The organism is Streptomyces pactum, from assembly GCF_016031615.1.
Lineage (GTDB): Bacteria > Actinomycetota > Actinomycetes > Streptomycetales > Streptomycetaceae > Streptomyces > Streptomyces pactus.
Map to the genome: position 1 here is coordinate 3,980,503 of NZ_JACYXC010000001.1, position 22,566 is coordinate 4,003,068.

At 74.9% G+C, this 22,566-nt stretch carries 20 protein-coding genes and 2 pseudogenes; 11 read left to right on the forward strand and 11 right to left on the reverse strand.

Translation table 11 applies throughout. The features are described 5' to 3' along the window. Positions 1-188: 188 nt before the first annotated feature. A complete protein-coding gene (locus IHE55_RS15815) occupies positions 189-1,403 on the forward strand; it encodes a cytochrome P450 (RefSeq protein WP_197989615.1) in 1,215 nt (404 codons plus the stop codon). A gap of 386 nt (positions 1,404-1,789) precedes the next feature. Here IHE55_RS15815 and IHE55_RS15820 read toward each other — a convergent pair whose 3' ends face one another. Together IHE55_RS15820 and IHE55_RS15825 are read right to left on the reverse strand one after the other, a co-directional pair. Further along, on the reverse strand, positions 1,790-2,449 hold the full coding sequence (locus tag IHE55_RS15820) for a response regulator (protein ID WP_197989616.1): 660 nt from the start codon (positions 2,447-2,449) through the stop codon (positions 1,790-1,792). Further along, the gene (locus IHE55_RS15825; RefSeq protein WP_197989617.1) at positions 2,446-3,618 is read right to left on the reverse strand and encodes a sensor histidine kinase; all 1,173 of its coding nucleotides are present in this window, start codon (positions 3,616-3,618) and stop codon (positions 2,446-2,448) included. Before IHE55_RS15825 ends, IHE55_RS15820 begins: the two co-directional genes overlap by 4 nt. A 478-nt stretch (positions 3,619-4,096) precedes the next feature. On the opposite strand from IHE55_RS15825, the gene IHE55_RS15830 reads away from it, so the two are divergent. Continuing rightward, entirely contained in the window at positions 4,097-4,471 is a 375-nt protein-coding gene (locus tag IHE55_RS15830; RefSeq protein ID WP_197989618.1) for a beta/gamma crystallin domain-containing protein, read from the forward strand. Positions 4,472-4,602: 131 nt separating this feature from the next. Beyond that, positions 4,603-4,983 (forward strand): beta/gamma crystallin domain-containing protein, encoded by a 381-nt coding sequence (locus IHE55_RS15835; protein ID WP_307826682.1) that lies wholly within the window; start codon positions 4,603-4,605, stop codon positions 4,981-4,983. Positions 4,984-5,161: 178 nt separating this feature from the next. Here the strand turns inward: IHE55_RS15835 and IHE55_RS15840 are convergent, their stop codons facing one another. Both IHE55_RS15840 and IHE55_RS15845 read right to left on the reverse strand, forming a co-directional pair. Next, on the reverse strand, positions 5,162-6,826 hold the full coding sequence (locus IHE55_RS15840; RefSeq protein WP_197989619.1) for an ABC transporter permease: 1,665 nt from the start codon (positions 6,824-6,826) through the stop codon (positions 5,162-5,164). Further along, on the reverse strand, positions 6,823-7,803 hold the full coding sequence (locus IHE55_RS15845; RefSeq protein WP_197989620.1) for an ABC transporter ATP-binding protein: 981 nt from the start codon (positions 7,801-7,803) through the stop codon (positions 6,823-6,825). The genes IHE55_RS15840 and IHE55_RS15845 overlap by 4 nt, the downstream gene beginning before the upstream one ends. 291 nt (positions 7,804-8,094) lie before the next feature. Between IHE55_RS15845 and IHE55_RS15850 the strand changes: the two genes are divergently transcribed. Beyond that, positions 8,095-8,559, forward strand: coding sequence for a GbsR/MarR family transcriptional regulator (locus tag IHE55_RS15850; protein WP_307826683.1), 465 nt, complete (start codon positions 8,095-8,097; stop codon positions 8,557-8,559). A 114-nt stretch (positions 8,560-8,673) separates the two neighbouring features. Here IHE55_RS15850 and IHE55_RS15855 read toward each other — a convergent pair whose 3' ends face one another. Continuing rightward, a complete protein-coding gene (locus IHE55_RS15855; protein ID WP_307826684.1) occupies positions 8,674-9,915 on the reverse strand; it encodes a diacylglycerol kinase family protein in 1,242 nt (413 codons plus the stop codon). A 154-nt stretch (positions 9,916-10,069) separates the two neighbouring features. Here IHE55_RS15855 and IHE55_RS15860 point away from each other — a divergent pair, with 154 nt between their 5' ends. Next, positions 10,070-11,353: an adenylosuccinate synthase gene (locus IHE55_RS15860; protein WP_197989621.1), complete on the forward strand. Its 1,284-nt coding sequence runs from the start codon at positions 10,070-10,072 to the stop codon at positions 11,351-11,353. Between the two features lie 294 nt (positions 11,354-11,647). Here the strand turns inward: IHE55_RS15860 and IHE55_RS15865 are convergent, their stop codons facing one another. From IHE55_RS15865 to IHE55_RS15870, 3 genes are all read right to left on the reverse strand, one after another. Further along, positions 11,648-12,073 (reverse strand): hypothetical protein, encoded by a 426-nt coding sequence (locus tag IHE55_RS15865; protein ID WP_307826685.1) that lies wholly within the window; start codon positions 12,071-12,073, stop codon positions 11,648-11,650. Between the two features lie 60 nt (positions 12,074-12,133). Beyond that, on the reverse strand, positions 12,134-12,268 hold the full coding sequence (locus IHE55_RS32280; protein ID WP_269671494.1) for a hypothetical protein: 135 nt from the start codon (positions 12,266-12,268) through the stop codon (positions 12,134-12,136). A gap of 148 nt (positions 12,269-12,416) precedes the next feature. Next, a complete protein-coding gene (locus IHE55_RS15870; protein WP_197989622.1) occupies positions 12,417-12,629 on the reverse strand; it encodes a hypothetical protein in 213 nt (70 codons plus the stop codon). Positions 12,630-12,769: 140 nt separating this feature from the next. On the opposite strand from IHE55_RS15870, the pseudogene IHE55_RS15875 reads away from it, so the two are divergent. The 3 genes and pseudogenes from IHE55_RS15875 (at position 12,770) to IHE55_RS15880 (ending at position 14,391) form a co-directional block, all read left to right on the forward strand. Then, a pseudogene (locus IHE55_RS15875) lies at positions 12,770-13,521 on the forward strand (DUF6879 family protein). A gap of 18 nt (positions 13,522-13,539) precedes the next feature. Next, a pseudogene (locus IHE55_RS32675) lies at positions 13,540-13,746 on the forward strand (helix-turn-helix domain-containing protein); the annotation flags it as partial. A 90-nt stretch (positions 13,747-13,836) separates the two neighbouring features. Then, complete coding sequence (locus IHE55_RS15880) at positions 13,837-14,391, forward strand: DUF5753 domain-containing protein (RefSeq protein WP_307826881.1); 555 nt, start codon at positions 13,837-13,839, stop codon at positions 14,389-14,391. A gap of 110 nt (positions 14,392-14,501) precedes the next feature. Here the strand turns inward: IHE55_RS15880 and IHE55_RS15885 are convergent, their stop codons facing one another. Continuing rightward, positions 14,502-15,479 (reverse strand): helix-turn-helix transcriptional regulator, encoded by a 978-nt coding sequence (locus IHE55_RS15885; protein WP_197989624.1) that lies wholly within the window; start codon positions 15,477-15,479, stop codon positions 14,502-14,504. Positions 15,480-15,587: 108 nt separating this feature from the next. On the opposite strand from IHE55_RS15885, the gene IHE55_RS15890 reads away from it, so the two are divergent. From IHE55_RS15890 to IHE55_RS15900, 3 genes are all read left to right on the forward strand, one after another. Further along, positions 15,588-16,328, forward strand: a complete 741-nt coding sequence (locus tag IHE55_RS15890) for an NIPSNAP family protein (RefSeq protein ID WP_197989625.1) — start codon at positions 15,588-15,590, stop codon at positions 16,326-16,328. A gap of 321 nt (positions 16,329-16,649) precedes the next feature. Next, entirely contained in the window at positions 16,650-17,576 is a 927-nt protein-coding gene (locus IHE55_RS15895; protein WP_197989626.1) for an NADP-dependent oxidoreductase, read from the forward strand. 79 nt (positions 17,577-17,655) lie between these two features. After that, complete coding sequence (locus tag IHE55_RS15900) at positions 17,656-18,630, forward strand: AraC family transcriptional regulator (RefSeq protein ID WP_197989627.1); 975 nt, start codon at positions 17,656-17,658, stop codon at positions 18,628-18,630. 278 nt (positions 18,631-18,908) lie between these two features. On the opposite strand, the gene IHE55_RS32285 is transcribed toward IHE55_RS15900, so the two are convergent. Both IHE55_RS32285 and IHE55_RS15910 read right to left on the reverse strand, forming a co-directional pair. Continuing rightward, entirely contained in the window at positions 18,909-21,728 is a 2,820-nt protein-coding gene (locus IHE55_RS32285; RefSeq protein ID WP_197989628.1) for a serine/threonine-protein kinase, read from the reverse strand. A gap of 258 nt (positions 21,729-21,986) precedes the next feature. Further along, on the reverse strand, positions 21,987-22,559 hold the full coding sequence (locus IHE55_RS15910) for a MarR family winged helix-turn-helix transcriptional regulator (protein ID WP_197989629.1): 573 nt from the start codon (positions 22,557-22,559) through the stop codon (positions 21,987-21,989). Positions 22,560-22,566: the final 7 nt, after the last annotated feature.

Consider the following 22,566-nt stretch of genomic DNA (forward strand, 5'->3'; position numbering starts at 1 on the left):
CCCCGCACCCGGAAAACCGCCCCGACAACCCCCGGGGCCGCCACCCAGGACCGGCCCCGCACCCGGGACCGTGCCGGCACCCGCGGATCCGGTGCCGGTTCCGGCGGTTCAGCCGGTTCCCCCGATACCGGCGGAGCGGCGCGGGGCAGGGCGGGACGGGGCCCGGAAACGTACCGAAGGGACATGGCATGAGCGCGGTCACCGCCTTCGACCCGTGGGACCCGGCCTTCGTCGCCGACCCGTACCCGGTCTACGCCGAACTGCGCGCGGCGGGCCGGGCGCACCACTTTCCGCGCACCGGCCAGTGGCTGATCCCGCGTCACGCGGATGTCAGCGCCCTGCTCCGCGACCGCCGGCTGGGCCGCACCTACCGGCACCGGTTCAGCGACGAGGAGTTCGGCCGCACCCCGCCGCCGCCGGAGCACGCCCCGTTCCACACCCTCAACGACCACGGTCTGCTGGACCTGGAGGCCCCGGACCACACCCGCATCCGCCGCCTGGTCTCCAAGGCGTTCACCCCGCGCACCGTCGAACTCCTCACCCCGACCGTCCAGCGGATGGCGGACGAACTGGTGGAGGAGCTGATCGCGGACGGCGGCGGGGACCTGATCGAGGCGGTGGCCGAACCCCTGCCGGTGGCCGTCATCGCGGAGATGCTGGGCGTCCCCGAACCCGACCGGGAACTGCTCCGGCCCTGGTCGGCGGACATCTGCGGGATGTACGAGCTGAACCCGGGCGAGGAGGCGGCCCGCCGTGCGGTCAGCGCCTCGGTGGAGTTCTCCGCCTACCTGCGCCACCTGATCGCCGCCCGCCGCAAGACACCGGGTGACGACCTGATCAGCGCCTTGATCGAGGCGCACGACGAGGGTGACCGGCTCACCGAGCAGGAGATGGTGTCCACCTGCGCGCTGCTGCTGAACGCCGGCCACGAGGCCACGGTCAACTCCACCGGCAACGGTTGGTGGACGCTGTTCCGCCATCCCGGGCACCTCGCCGAGCTGCGCGCCCGCCCCGGCGAGCTGCTGCCCACCGCCGTCGAGGAGCTGCTGCGCTTCGACACCCCGCTCCAGCTGTTCGAGCGGTGGGTGCTCGACGACATCGAGGTCGGCGGGACCGTCATCCCCCGGGGCAGCGAGGTGGCGCTGCTGTTCGGCTCGGCCAACCGGGACCCGGACCGCTTCGACCGGCCGGACGAGCTGGACCTGTCGCGGGAGGACAACCCGCACCTGTCGTTCGGTGCGGGCATCCACTACTGCCTGGGCGCGCCGCTCGCCCGGGTGGAACTCGCCGCCGCCTTCGGCGCGCTGCTGCGCCGGGCCCCCGGCATGAGGCTGGTCCGGGAGCCGGAGTGGAAGCCGGGCTTCGTGATCCGTGGCCTGCGGGAACTCCTGGTCGAGATCTGAGCCGGCCGGTCCCCGGCCGTCGGCCGCGGATGCCGGCGGTGCCCGGCCACCGGGCGGGGCGGCGGTGTCCTTCGGGCCGGCGGCGGAGATGCGTATCCCGGCCCGGGGGCTGGGATACGTCCCCGGCCCGGCGGTACGGCCGCCGCCCCCGGCTGCCACCCGGCGGCCCGGCCGTGAGCCCGACGGCGCCACGCCCACCGGCCCCGCCACCCTGCCGTCCTGCCGCCGTGCCGCTCTGCCTCCCGGCCGTCCGGGCGCCCAGCCGTCCGGCCCCGGGCTCCGCCGCGTAACCCACCAAATTTGTCCACAGGCTGTGGACAACGTGGCGCACCGGACGGTCCCCCGGCCCACCGGGTCCGGCGCCGAGGGCCCCGCCCGGATGCACGTCAGGTCACCAGCCCGTGCCGGTAGGCGTAGACGACGGCCTGGACCCGGTCGCGGAGGCCGAGTTTGGCGAGGATGCGTGACACGAACGTCTTGACGGTCTCCTGGCTGATCACGAGGGTCGCGGCGACCTCGCTGTTGGACAGGCCGTTCGCGATCAGGCGGAGCACTTCCAGTTCGCGGGGGGTCAGCGGGAGGTCGGGCGGGGTGTCCCCGGCGGGCCGGATCCGGGCCGCGTACCGGCCCACGAGCTGGCGGGTCACCCCGGGGTCCAGCAGCGCCGCGCCCGTGGCCACGGTCCGGATCCCGTCCAGCAGCTGGGCCGGCGGCGCGTCCTTGAGCAGGAACCCGCTCGCTCCCGCGCGCAGCGCCTCGTACACGTACTCGTCCAGGTTGAACGTGGTCACCACGAGCACCTTGACGGGATGCGGCACCCCGGCGCCGGCCAGCAGCCGGGTGGCCTCGATGCCGTCGAGCACCGGCATGCGCACGTCCATCACCACCACGTCCGGGCGCAGTTCGGTGGCGAGGTCGACAGCGGTCCGCCCGTCCGCGCAGTCGCCCACCACCTCCAGGTCGGGCTGGGCGTCGATGATCGTCACCAGCCCGGTGCGGACCAGCGTCTGGTCGTCGCAGACCAGGACCCGCAGCGGCGCGGTCACGACGGACTCCCCGCCGGTATGCGGGCCCGGACGACGAAGCCGCCGCCCGTTCGCGGCTGGGCGCTGAAGTCGCCGCCCAGGACGCGGACCCGTTCGCGCAGGCCGGCCAGGCCCCGCCCGCTCCCCCCGGGGGACGGGCCCGGCGAGCCGGAACCGTCCGTGCGGACCTCCACGGTGATCTCGTCCCCGCCGTGCCGCACCCGGACCGAGGTGCGGCTGCCGTGGGCGTGCTTGAGGGCGTTGGTCAAGGACTCCTGCACCACCCGGTACGCCACGAGATCGGCACTGCCGGCCGTCTCCGCCGGAGTACCCTCCTCGGTGAACTCCACCGGCTGCCCGGCCCGGCGCGTCCGCTCCACGAGGGAGTACAGGCTGCCGACCGGCGGTGTCCTGGGTTCGGCCGGTTCCGCCGCCCCGGTGCCGTGCTCGGGGCCGAGCAGGTCGAGCAGGTGCCGCAGATCGCCGATGGCCCGCCGGCCGGTGTCCGACACGGAGGCCAGTGCCCGGTCGAGCCGGTCCGGTGCGGCGGTCTGGTAGCGGGCGGCCTCGGCCTGCACGACCATGGCGGTCACGTGGTGGGTCACCACGTCGTGCAGCTCACGGGCGATGCGGCTGCGCTCGGCGGCCCGGGTGTCCTCGGCGATGCGGCGGCGGCGTTCGGCCTCCGCGGCCCGGGTGGCGCGCAGCCACGCCCCGGCCCCCCAGGTGAAGGCGAGCACCACGTAGAACGTCACGAACCCGCTCGGTGGTTCGCCCGAGCCGAGCCGGGAGAGGGCGACCGCCAGCACCACGTACGCCGCGGAGAACAGCAGCACGGTGACGCGCCGGCGGCGTTCCAGATGGCAGCCGGCGCTGAGCAGCGCGACCAGCAGCGCGGTGCCCGCCACCAGGTGGTACCCGCGCAGCTGATCGAGGGCGAAGCCGAGCGACACCAGCGCCAGGCAGAGCACCGGCCACCGCCGGCGCACGGCGAGCGGAAGGCATTCGAGGAGCAGGGCCGCGCCGGCCACCGCGTCGAGGGGACGGGGCGGCACGCCGCCCAGCTGTGTCCCCTGGCTGTCGAACGCCGGCAGCAGTGACAGCGCGAGAAGGAGCAGCCCGAGGGGGAGATCCCGGATCATCACGTCGGACCGGCACCATCGCGCCGTGAGCCTCCGAAGGCTGATCATCGGGGTGAGTCTAGCGGTGCCGGCGGCCCGGCCGGGGCGGCCGCGGGCGGTGACCGGACGGCCGCGCCGACGGGCCCGGCCCGGCCCGATGCCATTCCCGGATGCCAGGACTCGCGAATGCCAGGACTCGCGGATGCCATGGCTCCCGGATGCCGGGACTCACGGTCCGCGCGACGGCCCGCCCCGGCGTTCGCCCGGCACCTGCCGGCCGTGCCCCCGTGCCCGTGCTCGCGCCGTACCCATGCCCGCGCCCCGTACCCGCGCCCGTAACCGTGCTCGCGCCCCGTACCCGCGCCCGTGCCCGTAACCGTGCTCGCGCCCGTGCCCGGAGTACGGCCGACGGCCCGTCCCCCCTGGGAGCTACGCCGAAGTGCGCTCTGCCAGGTGACGACCACGGTCCGCGGACCTCCGTAGCGTTTCCCCTGGCCCGCAGCGCTCGTGCCGGGCCTGCACCGCAGCGGCTCCGAGGAGGACCCCCATGAACCGGAAAGCCAAACGCGTCTTACCGTCCGTGCTGGTGACGTTGGCGGCGGCGGCCACACTCACCGTCGCCACCACGCCGCAGGCGTCCGCGATCGACGCGGTGCGTTGCGTCAGCGATGAATTCGTCCGCGTCACGGCGCACCTGGGCGGCACCGAACTGGACGAGGACTTCTGCTTCGCCAACGCCGGCCAGCGCCATGTGGGGGGCGTCCAGGGGTACTGGGCCACGCGCATCTGGACCGGGAACAACCGCGTCCAGTGGTACGGGGACGGAAGGTGGCAGCCGGCGGAGCCGATCGGGAAGAACACCGTGTTCACCTGGCCGAACCACCCGGGCGGGGTCCGGATCGACGGCATCAGGATCCTCTGAACCACCGACGCGCATCGAGAGCTCCGGCGTGAGCTCCGGCGTGCGCACACCGCGCACCGGTGGTGCGCGCAGGGCAACCGCACCGGGACGGGCGCCGTCCCACTTCCACGGTTTCGCAGAGGAGAACCCACGTGACCCGAATCAACCGGCGGGCGGTCAAGGCCGCCCTGGTGGCCGCGCTCGCGGCGGTCACGCTCACCGTCGCCCCGCAGTCCGCGTCCGCGATCAACACGGTCGAGTGCAACGACAACAGCGAGTTCCTCCTCGTGGACTGGCACAACGACTACGGCGGCGGCTGGAGCGACTACCACTTCTGCTTCGCCAACGCGGGGGAATGGTCCTTCGAACGGCCGGGGACCCAGTGGGTGGACAAGATCTGGACCGGGAACAACCGCGTCCAGTGGTACGGAGACGGGAGGTGGCAGCCCGCGACCCCCATCGACAAGTGGACCACCTTCAACTGGCCCAACCACCCCGGCGGGGTCAGGATCGAGAAGATCAGGATCCTCTGACCTCCGCCCGTACCCGCCCGAACGGCCCGTTGTGGGGCGGGCCGTCCGGGCGGGTGCAGGGCCCTCAGGGTGCCGGGCCGCGGTGGTGCGGGGCCGTCAGGGTCACCGGGTCGTGGAGGTGCGGGGCCGTCAGGGCCCCGGGGTGCAGGGCGGTCAGGGCCGCGGTGGCGCGGGGCGGTCAGGACGCCAGGTCCCGGTGGCGCAGTGCCGCCAGGCCCGCCGCAGGCAGGACCACCGACAGGCCGGTCAGCCAGAGGAACGGCGTCGCCGAGACCTCACCGCCCGGCAGCTTCGGCAGGTGCCCGAAGGGCGACACGTCCACCACCCACTGCGGCAGGTCGGCCGCCGGCCCCAGCCAGCCGATCGCCACGACCGCGCCGACCACTCCCCAGACGGCCGGGGAGAGCTGGGGCAGCAGACCGACGACCAGGACCGCCAGACCGGTGATCACCCAGACCGCCGGCAACTGGGCGAGCATGGCGGCCAGCACCGGGGGCAGTTCCCCGCCGAGGTCACCGGTGGCGGCGCCGAACCCGATGCCCAGCGCCAGGCCGCCGGCGGCCAGCAGTACCGCCGGGCCGAGGTAGGCGATCAGCAGGTGGCTGCCGGCCCAGCGCAGCCGGCCGACCGGGTGTGACAGCAGCGGTTCGGCCCGCTGCCCGGTCTCCTCGCCGCGCAGCCGCAGCACCGAACCGGCGGTGTACACCGTGGTGACCAGGCCGAGGATGCTCACCATGGCGGCGAGGAAGGCTTCCGAGACACCCTCCTGCCCGCCCATCCGCCGGAACAGGTCGCGGGCGCCGGTGTTGTCGCCGATGATGTCGCCCACCCCGTCCGCGATGCTGCCCAGCACCGCCCCGGCGAAGACCATGCCGACGGCCCAGCCGAGCAGCGAACCGCGCTGGAGGCGCCAGGCCAGGCCGTACACGCCGCCCAGGGCGGGGCCGGCCGAGGCCGGGCCGGGGCGGGCCGGCCAGAACCCGGTACCGATGTCGCGGCGGGCCACCAGCGCGTGGGCCACCGCCGCGGACACGGCGGTGAGCAGGGCCGACAGGGCCAGGGGCCACCACCGGTCGCCGGCGAACGGGCGGACGGCCCCGGCCCAGCCGAGCGGTGACAGCCACCCCAGCACATGGCCGGACCCCGTGGTGGCGTCGCGCGCCGCGTCGCCCGCCATCCGCAGCAGGAAGGCGATGCCCAGCGCGCCCAGGGCGATGCCCCGGGCCAGCCGCGCGTTCTCGGTGAACTGCGCGGCGACGGCGGCGAGGGCGGCGAAGACCAGGCCGGTCAGGCCCACGGAGAGGCCGAGCGCCACGGCGCCCGCCGGGTCCTCGCCGAGCAGCGGACCGGTGACCAGCACGGCCGTCGCGGCGTTGGCGAGGACGGCGGTGAGCAGCGCGGCGGTGACGCCCGCCCGCCGGCCCACCATCCCCGACGCCAGCGCCTCCTGACGGCCCGTCTCCTCCTCCTCGCGGGTGTGCCGGACCACCAGCAGCACGCTCATGATGCCCGCGCCGACGGCGAGGAAGCCGCCCACCCGCCAAGCGGTCAGCGCTCCCAGTGAGTCGCCGAACGCCGGGCCGAACAGCGCCCGGGTCGCCCCGCTGCCGTTGGTGTTCTCCACCAGGTCGGCGCGTTCGGCGGCGGTGGCGTACATCGACTCCAGCCGGTCCTTCGTGCTGTAGGTGATCAGCCCCAGGGTCAGCACCCAGGCGGGCAGCATCACCCGGTCCCGGCGCAGCGCCAGCCGGAGCAGGGTGCCGGTGCCCGCCAGGTGGCGGTTCGGGCGCGGCCCGGCCGCGGGGGCGCGGGTGCCGGCCGGTGTGCCGGCGGTCGTGGTCATCGCGCGGTCCCCTTCCCGCCGCGGGCGGCGCGGGGGGTGCGGCGGGTCCCGGCGGTGCGCCGGGCCGTGGCGGTGTGCCGGTCCGCGGCGGTGGAGCCCTCCTGGTAGTGGCGGAGGAACAGCTCCTCCAGGGTGGGCGGCCGGCTGGTCAGGCTCCGCACCCCGGTCCCGGCGAGCCGCCGCAGCACCGTGCCCAGGTGCTCGGCGTCCACCTGGAGCGACACCCGGCCGCCGTGCGCCTCCAGGTCGTGGACGCCGGGGAGGCCGGACAGGCCGTCCGGCGGGCCGGCCAGCTCGGCCGTCACCGAGGTGCGGGTGAGGTGGCGCAGGTCGGTGAGCGAGCCGGTCTCCACGGTCCGGCCCCGCCGGATGATGCTGACCCGGTCGCACAGCGCCTCCACCTCGCTGAGCACATGGCTGGAGAGCAGCACGGTGCGGCCCTGGTCGCGGGCCTCGGTGACGCAGCGCTGGAACACCTCCTCCATCAGCGGGTCGAGGCCGGAGGTCGGCTCGTCCAGGATCAGCAGGTCCGCCTCCGAGGCGAAGGCGGCCACCAGGGCCACCTTCTGCCGGTTGCCCTTGGAGTAGGCGCGGCCCTTCTTCGTCGGGTCCAGCTCGAAGCGCTCCAGCAGCTCCGCCCGCCGGTCCCCGTTCAGGCCCCCGCGCAGCCGTCCGTACAGGTCGATGACCTCTCCGCCGGTGAGGTTGCGCCACAGGGTCACGTCGCCGGGGACGTAGGCGAGGTGCCGGTGGAGGCCGACCGCGTCGTGCCAGGGGTCCCGGCCCAGGACCTCGGCGGTACCGCCGTCGGCGCGGAGCAGCCCGAGCAGGACGCGGATCGTCGTGGACTTCCCCGCTCCGTTCGGCCCCAGGAAGCCGTGCACCTCGCCGCGGCCGACCCGCAGGTCCAGACCGTCCAGCGCTTGGGTCCGGCCGAAGGACTTGCGGAGTCCGGACACCGTGATTGCCGTCGTCATGATTCAGAAGCTACGGGTCGTTCGCAAATTTGTGAAGCTGGAAAATGTATAAAATTGGGGGCCGGAGACGGGGAGAGGACGGACCAGGTGACCGGGGTGACGCAGACGGCCGACGGGGCCGGGACGACCGGGCCGGCGGGCGCGGGCCGGGCGACCGGACCGGGCGGTACGACCGGCCCGGCGGGGCCCGCGGGGGCCGGGAGTGCCGCAGCGGGCGGGAGTGCCACGGACGGCGCCGGGGACGGCCGTGACGGGGACCGGGCGGCGGACCGGCAGCGGGACGACGCCGCGGTGGGCCGCTTCATCGAACGCTTCGCCGGCGACCTCACCGACGCCGGCATGCAGCGCATGGCGGCACGGGTCTTCGCCGCGCTGCTCGTCTCCGACTCGGCCAGCCTGACCTCGGCGGAGCTGGCGGAACGGCTGCGGATCAGCCCGGCCGCGGTCTCCGGCGCGGTCCGCTACCTGTCCCAGGTGGACATGGTGGGCCGGGAGCGGGAGCCGGGCTCCCGCCGCGACCGCTACCGCCTCCACAACGAGCTCTGGTACACCACCTTCACCCGCCGCGACCAGCTGCTCACCCGCTGGGAGAACACCCTGCGGGACGGTGTCCGGGCGCTGGGTCCGGACACCCCGGCGGGCCGGCGGGCCGCCGAGACGGCCGAGTTCTTCGAGTTCGTCCAGAACGAACTGCACGGGATGATGGAACGCTGGCGCGCCCTCATGGCCGAACGCCGGGCCGCGGAGGGCAGCTGACGGCAGCCGCCCGACCGCCGCGCCCGTACGGTCGGCGCCGGCTGCCGCGCCCGTACGGTTCGCCGCCCTGCAGGGGCCGGGCCCGCGGGCGGCCGGGCGCGGGGCGCGCCGGGGTCAGCCGTGCGGGGGCAGCAGCAGGCTCCAGCCGTCGGCGAGCACGGTCCAGGTGCGGGTCCGGACCGGCCCGCCGACGAGGGTGTCCGCCCGGTACCGGAAGTCCGGGCCGGAGACGGTGATCGCGCGGGCGCGGGCCACGACCGGGTTCCTGGCCCCCGGCGTGTGCACCACGACCTCGGCCAGCCCGGCGTCCGGGGCCGACACCGAGACCTGCTCCACCGGCTGGTCGAGGTCGGTCAGGAGCACCCCGTCGGCCTCCACCCGCAGCCGGTGGGGCTGCCGCGGCGCCCCGCCCCGGCGCGGGGTGCCGCCGAGGCCGGGCACCGGTACGGAGAGCATCGCCAGCGCGGAGCGGGCGGTCCGTGCCGCGGGGCTCCACCAGGGCCGGTGCCGCTCGTCGTCCGTCCCGTCCGGGGGCGTGCCGGACGCCGGGGTGCGGCCGTCCTCGCCGCCCTTCCCGGAGGTGCCGGCGGCGGCCACGGGGCCGAGGAGGACGGGCTCGCGGCGGGCCGGCCGCGGGATCCCGGGGGCGGTGCCGTCCGCCCGGTGCCCCGGCGGGTCCGGCGGAAAGCCGTCGAACGGCTCGTACGCGTACCCGCCGGGGCCGTATCCGTAAGGGCCGTACCCGTCGGGGCCGGGCCCGTCCGGGGCGTACCCGTAAGGGCCGTACCCGTCCGGGTCGTACCCGCCGGGGCCGTACCCGTAAGGGCCGTACCCGGCGGCACCGAACCCGCCGTGGCCGTCCGGGCCGCCGTGACCGTCCGGGCCGCCGCCGGAGGGGATCCGCAGACCGCCCAGCACCACCTGGCCGCTGTCGTCCTGGAGCAGGTCGAGCCGGCGTTCCCGGCCGCCGAGCACGGTGCGGGACGCGGCCACCGCGCCGGTGGGCACCCCCAGCGACCGGGCCAGTGCCACCGCGCCGGCGCTGCCCACCGGCACCACCGACAGCGCGGCCGCCGCCAGCTCCCGGCGGTGCTGGAGCACCCGCACCACGTGCAGCAGCGCCCGGTCGTCACCGACCACCACCGGGCGGCGCGAGCCCCGGCGGGCGAGCGCCCGTACGACCTCCTCCGGCCGGTCCGGAAGACAGAGCTTGACGTCCGCGCCCGCGCACAGCACGTCTCTGGTGATCCGCACGGATTCGCCGTCCGTACGGCGCGCGGCGGGGTCGATGATCACGAGCAGCGGGCGCCCCCGGGCGTCCCGGGGAGAATCTCCGGCGGGGTCTGGAGCCGACACCTCGGTCCTTCCTCAGGTAATCTCTCGGTGCAAGAGCCCCTGTCGCTGTTGCGCCAGGGGCTTCGTCTATCCGGGGCACCGGTTCGACGGCTCTTGTGGCGTAGCTCGCCACCACGCACGTTGGACATGCCCCGCCCGGAAGGGGTGTACGCCTGTGCCCGCACTTGTGCTGCTCGGTGCTCAGTGGGGTGACGAGGGCAAGGGAAAGGCCACCGACCTGCTCGGCGGCTCCGTGGACTACGTGGTGCGTTACCAGGGCGGCAACAACGCCGGCCACACGGTCGTCGTCGGCGACCAGAAGTACGCGCTCCACCTCCTCCCCTCCGGAATCCTCTCCCCGGGGTGCACCCCGGTCATCGGCAACGGTGTCGTCGTGGACCCGGCGGTCCTGCTCTCCGAGCTGAGCGGACTGAACGAGCGCGGCGTGGACACCTCCAAGCTGCTCTTGAGCGGTAACGCCCATCTGATCACGCCCTACCACACCACCCTCGACAAGGTGACCGAACGCTTCCTCGGCAAGCGGAAGATCGGCACCACCGGGCGTGGGATCGGCCCGACGTACGCCGACAAGATCAACCGGGTCGGCATCCGCGTTCAGGACATCTTCGACGAGTCGATCCTCCAGCAGAAGGTGGAGGCGGCCCTCGATTTCAAGAATCAGATTCTGGCCAAGCTCTACAACCGCCGCGCCATCGCCGCGGACCAGGTCGTGGAGGAGCTGCTGGGCTACGCGGACAAGCTCCGCCCGTTCGTCTGCGACACCACCCTGGTGCTCAACAACGCCATCGACGAGGGCAAGGTCGTGCTCTTCGAGGGCGGCCAGGGCACGCTGCTCGACGTGGACCACGGCACGTACCCCTTCGTCACCTCCTCCAACCCGACCGCGGGCGGTGCCTGCACGGGTGCCGGCGTCGGCCCGACGAAGATCAGCCGGGTCATCGGCATCCTCAAGGCGTACACCACGCGCGTCGGCGCGGGCCCGTTCCCGACCGAGCTGTTCGACGAGGACGGCGAGAAGCTGCGCACCATCGGCCACGAGCGCGGGGTGACCACCGGCCGCGACCGTCGCTGTGGCTGGTTCGACGCGGTCATCGCGCGCTACGCGACCCGGGTCAACGGCCTCACGGACTTCTTCCTCACCAAGCTCGACGTGCTCACCGGCTGGGAGCAGATCCCGGTCTGCGTCGCCTACGAGATCGACGGCAAGCGGGTCGAGGAGCTGCCGTACAGCCAGACCGACTTCCACCACGCCAAGCCGGTGTACGAGATGCTGCCCGGCTGGTCGGAGGACATCAGCAAGGCGAAGACCTTCGCCGACCTGCCGAAGAACGCCCAGGCGTACGTGAAGGCGCTGGAGGAGATGTCCGGCGCGCCGATCTCGGCGATCGGCGTCGGCCCGGGCCGCGACGAGACGATCGAGATCAACTCGTTCCTGTGAGTCGCGTGAGCCGCGCCGCGTGAGCCGTTGCCGCGGAGCGGTGCGGCTCCGGGTGCGGCGACCGCACCGCACGGGCCGTCAGGACACCGGGCCCCGGCCGCGCCCCGCCGCGCGACCGGGGCCCGGTGCCGTCCGGGCACCCCGAGGGCGCCGGGCCCCGCCCGGGACCGGCCTGCCCGTAAGGGGCCGGTGCCCCTTGAGGGGGCCGAGGGCCCGTACGAGGCCGGGGTGCCCCTTACGGGACGCGGGCGGCCCCGGGGTGCCGGGGCCGCGTTCCGGCCGGGCGGTGGTCCGCTACTGCTCCGGGCAGGGGAACTCCGGCCGGGCCGGGTGCGGATCGCAGGCGACCAGGCACACCGAGAGGAACCGCTGGCCGGTGAGGTACCAGCCCCCGGCCACGTCCTCACCGCCGGCCGCCGCCCGCCGGGCGCTCTCCACCTTCCCGGCGATCCGCTCCACGTCCCGGTCGTGCGCGGTGGCGAAGGCGGAGGCGTGTTCCCGGGCCCGCTGCCCGAACCAGGCCGCGGCGGCACCTGGGTCGTCCCAGGTCCCCTGGACGAACGGGCGCGGCTTGAGCAGCCAGTGCGCCAGTTCCAGCGGGACGACGCGGGCGGTGGGGAACTCCGGGTGGCCCGGGCGGCGGGGCCCGTCCTTCGCGAGTTCGTACCCCGAGCCGAGCCAGAGATAGCCGTGGTGGTGCATGGTCGCTGTCCGCCTCACTGCGAAGGAGGGCGGCCGGTGTGCACGGGCCCGCCCTCGGCGTGGTGCCTGGTCCGGCCGTCAGCGCCGGCCGCAGCCGTCACCGCTCCCGCAACCGCCCTGCTGACCGCCGGGGGTCGGGGCGTCGGTGTCCGGCATGGTGTCGCCGTCATCCGGATCGTGCCGGACGAGGGCCTTGAATCCACTCAGGCGCATCGGGAAGATCCCTTCTGTGCGACAACGCCGCGCGAGGACGTTCCGCGCGCGGTGGAGCACGTGCACCCGTTCCGGCAGGGCTCGACCTGCCAGGGCTCCGGTCCGGCCGGAACGGGGGTCTGGGTGGCAGCCTCGGTGGCGGTCCGGTTCAGCGCCGCCGCGCCTGGAGATGGCGGTGGACCGCCAGCAGGGCCTGTGCCGTCTCGCACCCCCGCGCGGACATCCGGCACGCATGGCATGTGTCGAAGTGGTCGAAGACCGCCCGCCAGGCGCGCGCGACGCGTTCCCCGCCGAAGGCGCGCCTCTTCGCGGGACGCGGCCGCATGGCCCGCGGCACCCCGCTCCCTGCCGTCTGCTGCATGAACCGGACGTTAGGGACGGGCAGATGGGGCCGGAGGAGACTATTCGCGATTATTCGCGCGAGCGGGGTCGCTATGCGTCGACATTCTCACGGAGAGTGGAGATGCTGTAGCGGACGGTCTCCGATGAGAGGAATGAAGCATGGCGCGCAGGCTGCGCTTCAATGGGACGAACTCGGGTGAAGACGGTTGTCCGTCTGTCCACGAGGATCTGGACACCGGTGAGGTCATCGTGCACGGCCCGCCGCTCACCGACCCCGACGACCTCGCGCAGCTCCAGCACTTCTCGGAGGGCGAGGTGGCTGTCGTCGTGCCGCGCGAGGTCCTGGTGGACTGGGCGCCGAAGGACGCCACCCGGGCCGCGCGGACCATCGACCTGCGTGAGTTCGGGAGTCTCTTCGGCAAGTTCGAGCACACCGCCTGGCGGCTTGAGACCCGGCGCCGCTTCGCGAGCGATGAAGCCGGCGCCGACTACCAGGAGTTCGTCAGGACAGGCACCGCACCGCTGGCCGCCGGTCACCCGTTCTTCGGCATGATCCGGGCGCAGACGGAACAGGGCGAGCGGTGTGAGCGCGTGCGCATCGTGGACAATCCGCCGACGATCGGTCAGCGGTACCTCATGTTTTCGGCGAGGCGGAACAGGGCGGCGGGCGAGGACATCCGCAACCTGTGGCGTGCCGAGGCCGATCTGCTGAGGCTGCCCGCCGAGGACTTCTGGATCTTCGACTCGCGGCTCGTTGCGCTGCTCAACTTCGACGACGACGACAACCTGGTCGATGTCGAGCTGATCAAGGAGCCCTCCGGGTGCTGCGGTACTGCCAGTACCGGGACGCGGCATGGCACCACGCCGTCCCGGGCGAGAGGTTCGAAGCCAAGCTGCCTGCCCCCGAGTAGCGGTCTACCGTTGGACCGGTGAGCACGGACTTTCAGAAGGCGCGCGCGGAACTCGGTATCCGCCTCCGCGAGCTGCGTGAATCCAGCCCTGAAGGACGACTCACCGGTTCCGCGCTGGCAGAGCGGCTCGGCTGGTCGCAGTCGAAGGTCAGCAAGCTGGAGAACGGACGGCAGACCGCCACCGCCCAAGACCTGGGACAGTGGGCAGAGGCCACCGGTCATCCTGACGCCGCTACGGAACTTCGGGCGCGTTTACAAGGGTTGGAGTCCCACGTCCGCTCCTGGCGACGACAACTCGCGACAGGACACCGGCCGGTGCAGCAGAAGTGGAACGCGCTGGAAACGGACGCGACCATCATGCACAAGTGGACCAATGCGATGGTCCCGGGGCTGTTCCAGACAGCGGACTACGCACGGGCCCTGTTCACGCAGCATGCGGACATCCAGAACTCCCCGCGCGATACCGAGGAAGCGGTCCGTGCCCGTATGAAGCGGCAGGAGCAGCTCTACGTACCCGGGAAGAAGTTCCACATGCTGGTGTGGGAGGCGGCCCTTCACTCCCGTGTCTGCTCACCGGCGGTGCTGCGCGCCCAACTCGACCGGTTGATCGGGATCATCGGTATGGACACCGTCTCGTTCGGTGTCGTGCCGCTCTCCGCCGCGCTGCGCTTACCTCCGGCCAACGGCTTCACCATCTTGGACAACCGCCTGGCGACCACCGAGGACTGGCACGCCGAGCTGTGGCTCGATGACCCGGAGACCGTGGCCACGTACCTGCGGGTCTGGCAGACGCTGGAACGCTCGGCGGTGTACGGGACCGAGGCGCAGCGGGTGATCCACCGCGCTCGCCGGAGCCTGGACGAGGGCTGACCGCCGACGCCACGCGTGGGCGCCGTGACCGGCGTGGGAGGGGGCGGCACGGGGGAGACCCGCGCTCGGTGCGGCACCGCTCACGGCGGCCGCCGCCCCCCGCCCGGGCGTCAGCCGGTCCCGTAGGCCCGGGCGAGGGCCGTCACGGTGGCGGTCATGGCCCGACGGAGTCCGGCCGGTGCGACCACCTCCACGTCCACGCCGAGCCGCAGCAGTTCCCCGCAGGCGTGCTCCGTGCCCTCGACCGGGATCACCGCTTCGACCCAGCCGTCGTCGCCGACGGCGGTCGCGGTGGCGTCCACCGCCCGGACCACCTCGGGCGGGAGGTTGTCGGGCAGGCGCCGGCGTCCCTTCGGGGACAGACGGATGGTGGCCGTGCCGGTGTGGCGGCGCGCCCGGAAGTCGTCGAGGTAGGCGGCCCAGTGCGCGCCGAGGTCGAAGTCCGCCGGCCGGTCGAACAGTTCGTCGGCCGGTGCCGCGTCGAGGACGTGGGCGACGCGGTAGGTCGCGATGCCCTTCTCCGTGGCCGCCACCAGGTACCAGGTGCCGGACTTGAGCACCAGGCCGTACGGCCGGAGGCGACGGCACACCTCCTGCGGTGCGCGCCAGCGGCGGTAGCGCACGTCCACCGCGCGCCCCGCGAGCACCGCGTCGACGAACAGGGGCAGGTGCGGTGTCCGCTCCGGCTCCCGGTACCAGCCGGGGGCGTCCAGGTGGAACACCGCCGCCACCCGGTCCACCTCCTCGCGGAGCCCGGCCGGCAGCGCGGCGAGCAGCTTCAGCCGGGCCGCCGCCACCTCCTCCGCGAGACCCAGCTCGGCGGCGGGGCCCGGCAGCCCGGCGAACAGCAGCGCCCGCGCCTCACCCTCGCTCATCCCCGTGAGCCGGGTGCGGTAGCCGTCCACCAGCCGGTAGCCGCCCCCGCGGCCGGGCTCCGCGCGGACCGGGACCCCGGCGGCCTGCAGACGCGCCAGGTCGCGGTAGGCGGTGCGCACCGACACCCCCAGCTCCCCGGCGATCCGTCGGGCGGACATGCCACCCCGCGCTTGCAGCAACAGCAGCACCGACAGCAGGCGACCGGCAGACATGCGCGCATTCTCCCCGGAAACCCTGACAGCACCTGTCGCACGGCGCCCCTACCGTCGGCCGGGCCGGTGGTAGCCACCACCCGGACGACCCCGAGCAGGAGAATCGCCGTGCCACCCACCGACCCCGCCGGTCCGCCCGCCGTGATCGAGCTCCGTCAGTACACGCTGCGCCCCGGGCGGCGCGACGAACTCATCGACCTGTTCGACCGCGAGTTCGTCGAGACCCAGGAGGCGGCGGGCGCGCGCGTGCTCGGCCAGTTCCGTGATCTCGACGACCCCGACCGCTTCGTCTGGCTGCGGGGATTCCCCGACATGGAGACGCGCCACCGGGCGCTCACGGACTTCTACGGCGGCCCGGTGTGGTCCCGGCACGGACCCCGGGCGAACGACACCATGCTCGACTCCGACGACGTCCTGCTGCTGCGCCCCCTGTGGTCGGCCGGCGGCTTCACCGCCCGCCCCTCCGGGCGGGCCCCGGCCGGCGCTCCGGCACCGGACCGGTTCGTGGCCGCCACCGTGTGGTTCTTCGCACCGGGACGGGACGGGGGCATCGAGCTGGTCCGGGACGGGCTCCTCCCGGTGCTCCGGGAGACCGGACCCGCGCCGCTGGCCCTGCTGGCCTCCGAGCACGCGCCCAACACCTTCCCCCGGCTGCCGGTCCGCCCCGGTGAGAACGTCGCCGTGATCCTCGCCTCGTACCCCGACGAGGACGCGTACCGCCGGCACCGGGCCGAGGTCCGGGACCGTCCCCTCGTCCGTGACGAGGTGCTGCCGGGCATCGAGCGGGAACAGACCTCGGCGCCCCGTTCGCTCCGGCTGGCGCCCACCGGCCGCTCACTCATCCGCTGACCCCCGGGCCGGCGTCCGCGCGCGGGGCCTTCGGGGCGTGCGCCCGCGGGCGCACCGCGGCGCGCAGTCGTCGCGTGGCCCCGGGGCGCCGCCGCAACGGGCCCGCCGCGCCGGCCCCGGCCCGCCGTGTGCCCCGGCGTGGGGCCGGCCGCCCAGGCGGGTGGTCCTCGTGTGAGCCGAAAGACGGTTGGACATCTTTCGGAGACAAAGAGATATTCAGGCGCTCATTGGATCTTCCTAGGGTTGAGCACATCAACCACCGGGCCGGGTCCGCCGGAAGCAGACCGACGGACCGCCCGGCCGGAGAAGAGGGAGATCCCCATGCGTGCAGTCAGCCAGAAGTCCTTCGGCGGGCCCGAGGTGCTGGAGGTGGTGGAGACCGACCGTCCCGAGCCGGGCTACACCGAGGTGCTCGTCCGGGTGCACGCCAGTGCCGTCAACCCGGTCGACGTGGCCGTCCGGTCCGGCGCCTACCCGCTGCTCGGCGAGCCGCCGTTCGTGCTCGGCTGGGACATCTCCGGCACCGTCGAGGAGGCGGGGCCGGGCGCCCGGTTCAAGCCGGGGGACGAGGTCTTCGGGATGCCGTTCTTCCCCCGGGCGGCCAGCGGTTACGCCGAGTACGTCACCGTTCCCTCCCGCCAGGTGGCCCGCAAGCCCGCCTCGATCGACCACGTGCACGCCGCGGCCATCCCGCTCGCCGCGCTCACCGCCTGGCACGGCCTGGTCGACGCGGCGCGGGTCGGCGAGGGCCAGCGGGTGCTCATCAGCCGCGCGGCCGGGGGCGTCGGTCACTTCGCGGTGCAGATCGCCAAGGCGCGCGGCGCCCACGTCATCGGCCTGGCGAGTGCGCCCAAGCACGACTTCGTACGCGGCCTCGGCGCCGACGAGGTGATCGACTACCGCACCACCGACTACACCGAGGTGCTGTCCGACCTCGACGTCGTCCTGGACGCCAACGCCGACGGCGAGCGCTCGCTGTCCGTGCTGCGCCCCGGCGGCACGCTCGTGAGCATCATGGAGCACGCCGACCGGGAACGCGCCGCGCAGGTCGAGGCGGCCGGCCGCCGCTTCGCCGGGATCGCCGTGGAGCCCGACTACGCCTCGCTGGAGGCGATCGCCGAGCTGGTCGACGCCGGGCGCATCCGCCCGCACGTCGACGCGACCTTCCCGCTGGCCGAGGCCGGCAAGGCGCACGAGCTGGTGGGCTCCGGACGGGCGCAGGGCAAGGTCGTCCTCACCGTCGGCTGAGACCGCCGGATGCGGACCGTAGGGTGGACGCCCGGTGACGGGGGTACCGGGCGTCGGTACGGCGAGGGGAGGGGCGGCGTTGGACATCCTGACCGAGGCGCTGGGTTCGATGCGGACCGGGCGGCCCAGTTCGGTGCGGACCCACGGCCGCGCGCCGTGGGGCCTGCGACTGCCCCGGGTGGCCGGGGCCGGATTCCACGTGGTGCTCCACGGCACCTGCTGGCTGATCCCGCTGGGGGCCACGGCCCCCCTGGAGCCGATCGCCCTGGAGCCGGGAGACGTGATCTTCATGCGGGACGGCTTCGACCACATACTCGCCGACGACCCCGCCACCCCGGCCGAGGAGGAGCGGCCCGAACAGTACTGTCCGGGCTCGCCGCTGGGCACCGTCTCCCTCGGCGGCGACGGGCCGGCCACCAGCCTGCTGTGCGGCCACTACCGCCTGGACCAGGGGCGCCCGCACCCCCTCGTCCGCCAGCTGCCCGACGTCATCCACCTGGCCACCCGGCACGGCCGCCACGCCGAGCTCTGTTCCGCCGTCGGGCTGCTCCGGGCGGAGCTGGAGAACCCGCGCATCGGCTCGGCCGGGATAGTCCCGGTGCTGATCGACTCGCTGCTGCTGTACATCCTGCGCGCCTGGCTGGAGGAGCAGCCGCCCGCGACCGCCAAGGGCTGGGCCGCGGCCCTCGGCGACTCGGCGGTCGCCCCGGCACTCACCGCCATCCACCAGGACCCGGCCGCCCCGTGGACCGTGGAGTCGCTCGCCGCGCGGGCCGGGCTCTCCCGGGCGGCCTTCGCCCGCCGCTTCACCGCCCTGGTGGGCGAACCGCCGATGGCCTACCTGACCCGCTGGCGCATGACCACGGCCGCCAAGCTGTTGCGCGAGTCCGCGGCCCCGCTGACCGCGGTCGCCGCCCGTACCGGGTACGGCTCCGAGTACGCGCTCGCCAAGGCGTTCAAGCGCGAGTACGGGCAGGCGCCGGGGCGCTACCGCCGCCTGGGCAGGGCGTCCGACGAGCCGTCGGCAGCCGCCCTCCTGACCCACCGGCGGTAGCCGCCGGGCGGCCATGGGCGGCCGGTGCCGGGGCGGTGGCGGACCGGACCGGGCCCCGGCCCCCGGACGGGGAACGGCCCGGCCCCGGATGCCGTGGGCCCGGACGCCGTCCGCCCGGACGCCGTGGGCCCGGACGCCGGGCGCCCGGGACCGCCGTGCGCCCGGGGTGCCGCGTTACCCGGGCCAGGCCGGTGACCCGCCCGGGCCAGGCCGGTGACCTGCCCGCGCGGGACCGGCCGGACCCGCCGCCGGGGCCGGTGGCGGTGTCCCGGGAGCCGTCATTCCAGCCGGGTGAAGGTCTGGGTCTGCTCCTCGCCGTTGTCGTCGGTGTACGTCTGGCGCAGCTTCTCCCGGCCGTCGGCGGTGAGGGTGATCGCCGGGACGGGCGTGCAGGCGTCCTCCGGAACCGACTTGGTGACGTCCTCGGTGCTCAGCACCAGTCCGTCCCGGGTCGAGACGAGCCGGAGCCCGCCCTCGCACTCGGCCCGGTTGCTCTGCCGGAGCGTGGTGGCCACCGTGGTTCCGTAGGCGCCCTGCGCGATGGTGAGCTTGAAGGTGGTGTCCTCTTCGCCGTACGCGTCGGTCGCCTGCCAGGTGCCCAGGTACGACGAGGGAACGGCGTCGCCGTCGGTCGCGGCGCGCCGGAGCGTGGCCTCGGTGGCCGAACTGTCGCTGTCCACCCAGGTCAGCGAGCCGTCCGCCTGGAGCTTCAGGGTCTGCTCGCCGGTGGCGCTGCACGAGCCCTCCGGGATGCTGGTGGAGGTCTCGGCCGCCTCGATGACCAGCAGGTCCCGGGCGACCTCCTTGAGGGTCCCGGTCTCCTGGCAGAACGCGTCCTCGCCCGAGGTCAGCGCGTCCGCGACCTCCGAGCCCTTGGTGCCCTGCCCCAGCACGATCCGCCGGATCCTGCCGGTCGGGTTGCCGTCCTCCTCGATCTCGCCCTCCCAGGCGCCGAGGTAGTCGTCCGGGATGTCCCCGGTGGTGGCCGGCCGGGTGGCGGTGCCCGCGGGGCTGCCGGAGCCGGACGGTTCGGGCGCGGTGCTCGGGCTCGGGGAGCGGTCGGCGGGCCGCGACGTCCGCTTGTCGTCCCGGTCCTTCGCCGTGTCCGTCCCCTCGCCGCCCCGGGTGAGCACGAAGGTGGCCACCCCCGCGACGATCACCGCCGCCACGGTGGCGGAGACGGCGAGCAGCATCCGCCTGCGGCGCCTGCGGGCGGGGTCCGGGCCCCCGCCGGGGGCTCCCGGTCCGCCGTGCCCCACGCCGCCCAGCGGCGGTACCCCGCCCGGCGGGGTGTGCCCGCCACCGGACAGGGGGGAGCCACCGGACAGCGGGGCACCGCCCGGCGGCGTGGGGTCGAGGGCGTCGAACGAGGTGACCTGCGGCGGGCCGAAGCCGGCGGGCGGACCGCCGGCGGCCGGGACGGATCCCGCCACGGCGGGCCCGGCGACCGGAGCGGGCCCGGCTGGCGTCGCCGGACCGGCCGGTGCCCCCGGGCCGGCGGCATTCCCCGGGACCCGCAGGGGGCCGGGGGAGGGGTGGGGGCGCCGGTGGCCCGCGGTGCCGCCGGGCCCTGCGGTACGCCCGGCGCCGCACTCCCCGGGTGCGCCGCCGGTCCGGGCGGTCCGGCGGGCCCCGACGGGACGGACGGCGCGGGCGGCTTTCCGCCCGGCGGCGGTGCGGCCGGCGAGGAGGCGGCGGCGGGTGGGGTGCCCCGCTCGGCGGGAGTGGCGGGAGTGGCCGGAGACGCGGGGGCGACCGGGGAGGCGGGGTGGGGGGCGGCGGCCGCCGCACGCGGGTCCGCCGTGCGCGCCGGCACCGGTGGTACGGCGGGCGCGCCGGACGGTGCGGGCGGGGTGGCCGGACCCGGACCGGCCGGCGTGGAGTCCGGGGCTTGCGGCGACGAGGCCGGGGGTGCCGGGGCCGGGGGTACGGCCGGCGGCGGCGGTGCGCCGGGGCCGCCGGCCGGGAGCGGCGGCACGGCGGGGCCGGCCACCGGGGGGCGGCGGGGTGCTCGGGGCCGGGGCGACGGACGGCGGCGGCGGGGTGGCCGGACCGTGCGCCGGCGGCGGGGGAGTCGGGGCCGCCGTGGGCGGCACGGTCGGCGGCAGCGGCACCGTACCGGCGCCCACCGGACCGATCGCGGGCGGCATCGGCGGCGCGGGCGGGCGCGGGAGCGGCGGCGGCCCGGCCGGCGACTCGGCCTCCAGCAACTCCACGGCGTGCCGTCCCAGTTGGGCGACGAGACTGCCGGGCAGCCACGGTTCGCCCGGGTCCTCGTCCTCCGCGCCGGCCGTACGCTCCAGCAGCTGGTCCAGGGTGGGCCGCTCCTCCGGGGCCTTGCGCAGGCAGTCCGCCACCAGGTCGAGCAGCCCGCCGGGCAGCCCCGTCAGGTCCGGCTCCTCCTGGGCGATCCGGTACAGCACCGCGTGCACGCCGCTGTCCGAGGTGCCGAACGGCTGCCGGCCGGTGCCCGCGAACGCCAGCACCGAGCCCAGGCAGAAGACGTCGCTGGCCGGCGTGACCCGTTCACCGCGCACCTGCTCGGGCGACATGAAGCCCGGCGAGCCGACGACCGCGCCGCTGCGCGTGAGGACGCCGTCGGTGACGGTCTCCAGGGCCCTGGCGATGCCGAAGTCGATGACGCGGGGGCCGTCGATGGTGATCAGGATGTTGGAGGGCTTCAGGTCCCGGTGGACCAGGCCGGCGCGGTGGATGTCCTTCAGCGCCCGGGTGAGCCCGTTCGCCAGGATGCGCACCGACCGTTCGGGGAGCGGACGGCCGCCCCTGGCGACGACCTCGTGCAGCGAGGGCCCGGCGATGTAACCGGTGGCCACCCAGGGCGTGGCGGCCTCGGTGTCGGCGTCCAGCACCGGGGCGGTCCACTCACCGCCGACCCGCTGTGCGGCCTTGACCTCCTGCTGGAACCGGCGCCGGAACTCCGGTTGCCGCGCCAGCTCGCTCTGGACGAGCTTGACCGCGACGGTGCGCCCCCGGGCCGAGTGCGCCAGGAACACCCGGCCCATGCCCCCCGCGCCCAGCCGCCGGAGCAACCGGTACTGACCGATCCAACGAGGGTCCTCGGCCCCCAGGTCTTCCATGCGTCGACGTCCCTTCCCCTGATCAGCCCTCGCCCGAGAATAGAGGCGGCGGGGAGTGAAGGGGACGACGCGAGCGATCCGTTATCGGTTCCGTATCCGGGGGTGCCGGTGCGTCGCCGCCGGGCGGTGGCGGAAGCGGTGGTTCCGCCGGACATGGCACGGTCTCCGGCCGCCGGGCCACCTGCCCACGTGGGTTCGTGGGAACGGGATTTCGGGCGGGACGGCCGGAGCCGGCGGGGGGAGCGCGGTGCCCGGCGCTCAGCCGCGCCCCTGCTCCGGCCGGCCGCCGGTCAGCGTGTCCAGGGCCCGGGAGAGCCGTTCCAGATCGGTCATCACCTGCTCGAACCGCGCGGCGCCCCCCAGCGCCTCGCGGAGCCGCTCGGCGAACTCCCGGTGCCCGGGGGTGATCCGGGCGATCGCCGCCCGCCCGGCGTCCGTCGGGGCGAGCAGCTTGGCCCGGCGGTGGGCCGGGTTGGGCCGGTACTCGGCGAGCCCGGCGGCAACCAGCAGGTCCGCGACGCGCTGCACGCTCTGCCGGGTGATGCCCATGGACCGGGCGATTCCGGCGACCGGCAGCGGTTCGCGCAGTACGGCGCCGAGCACCTGCCAGCGGGCGGCGGTGAGCCCGGCCGGCCGGGCCAGCTCCTCCGCCACCGCCAGGAACTGGCCGTTCAGCCGGAAGGTCCCGAGCGCGGTACGGCTGAGCAGCTCGGCCGCGGGCGGTGCCCCCGCCGCGCCCGCCGGCCCACCGTCCGGCGATGCATCGTCCACGGGTCCGCCGCCCGGCGGTGCATCGTTCACGGGTCCGCCGTCCGGCGATGCGTCGTCCATCGATGCC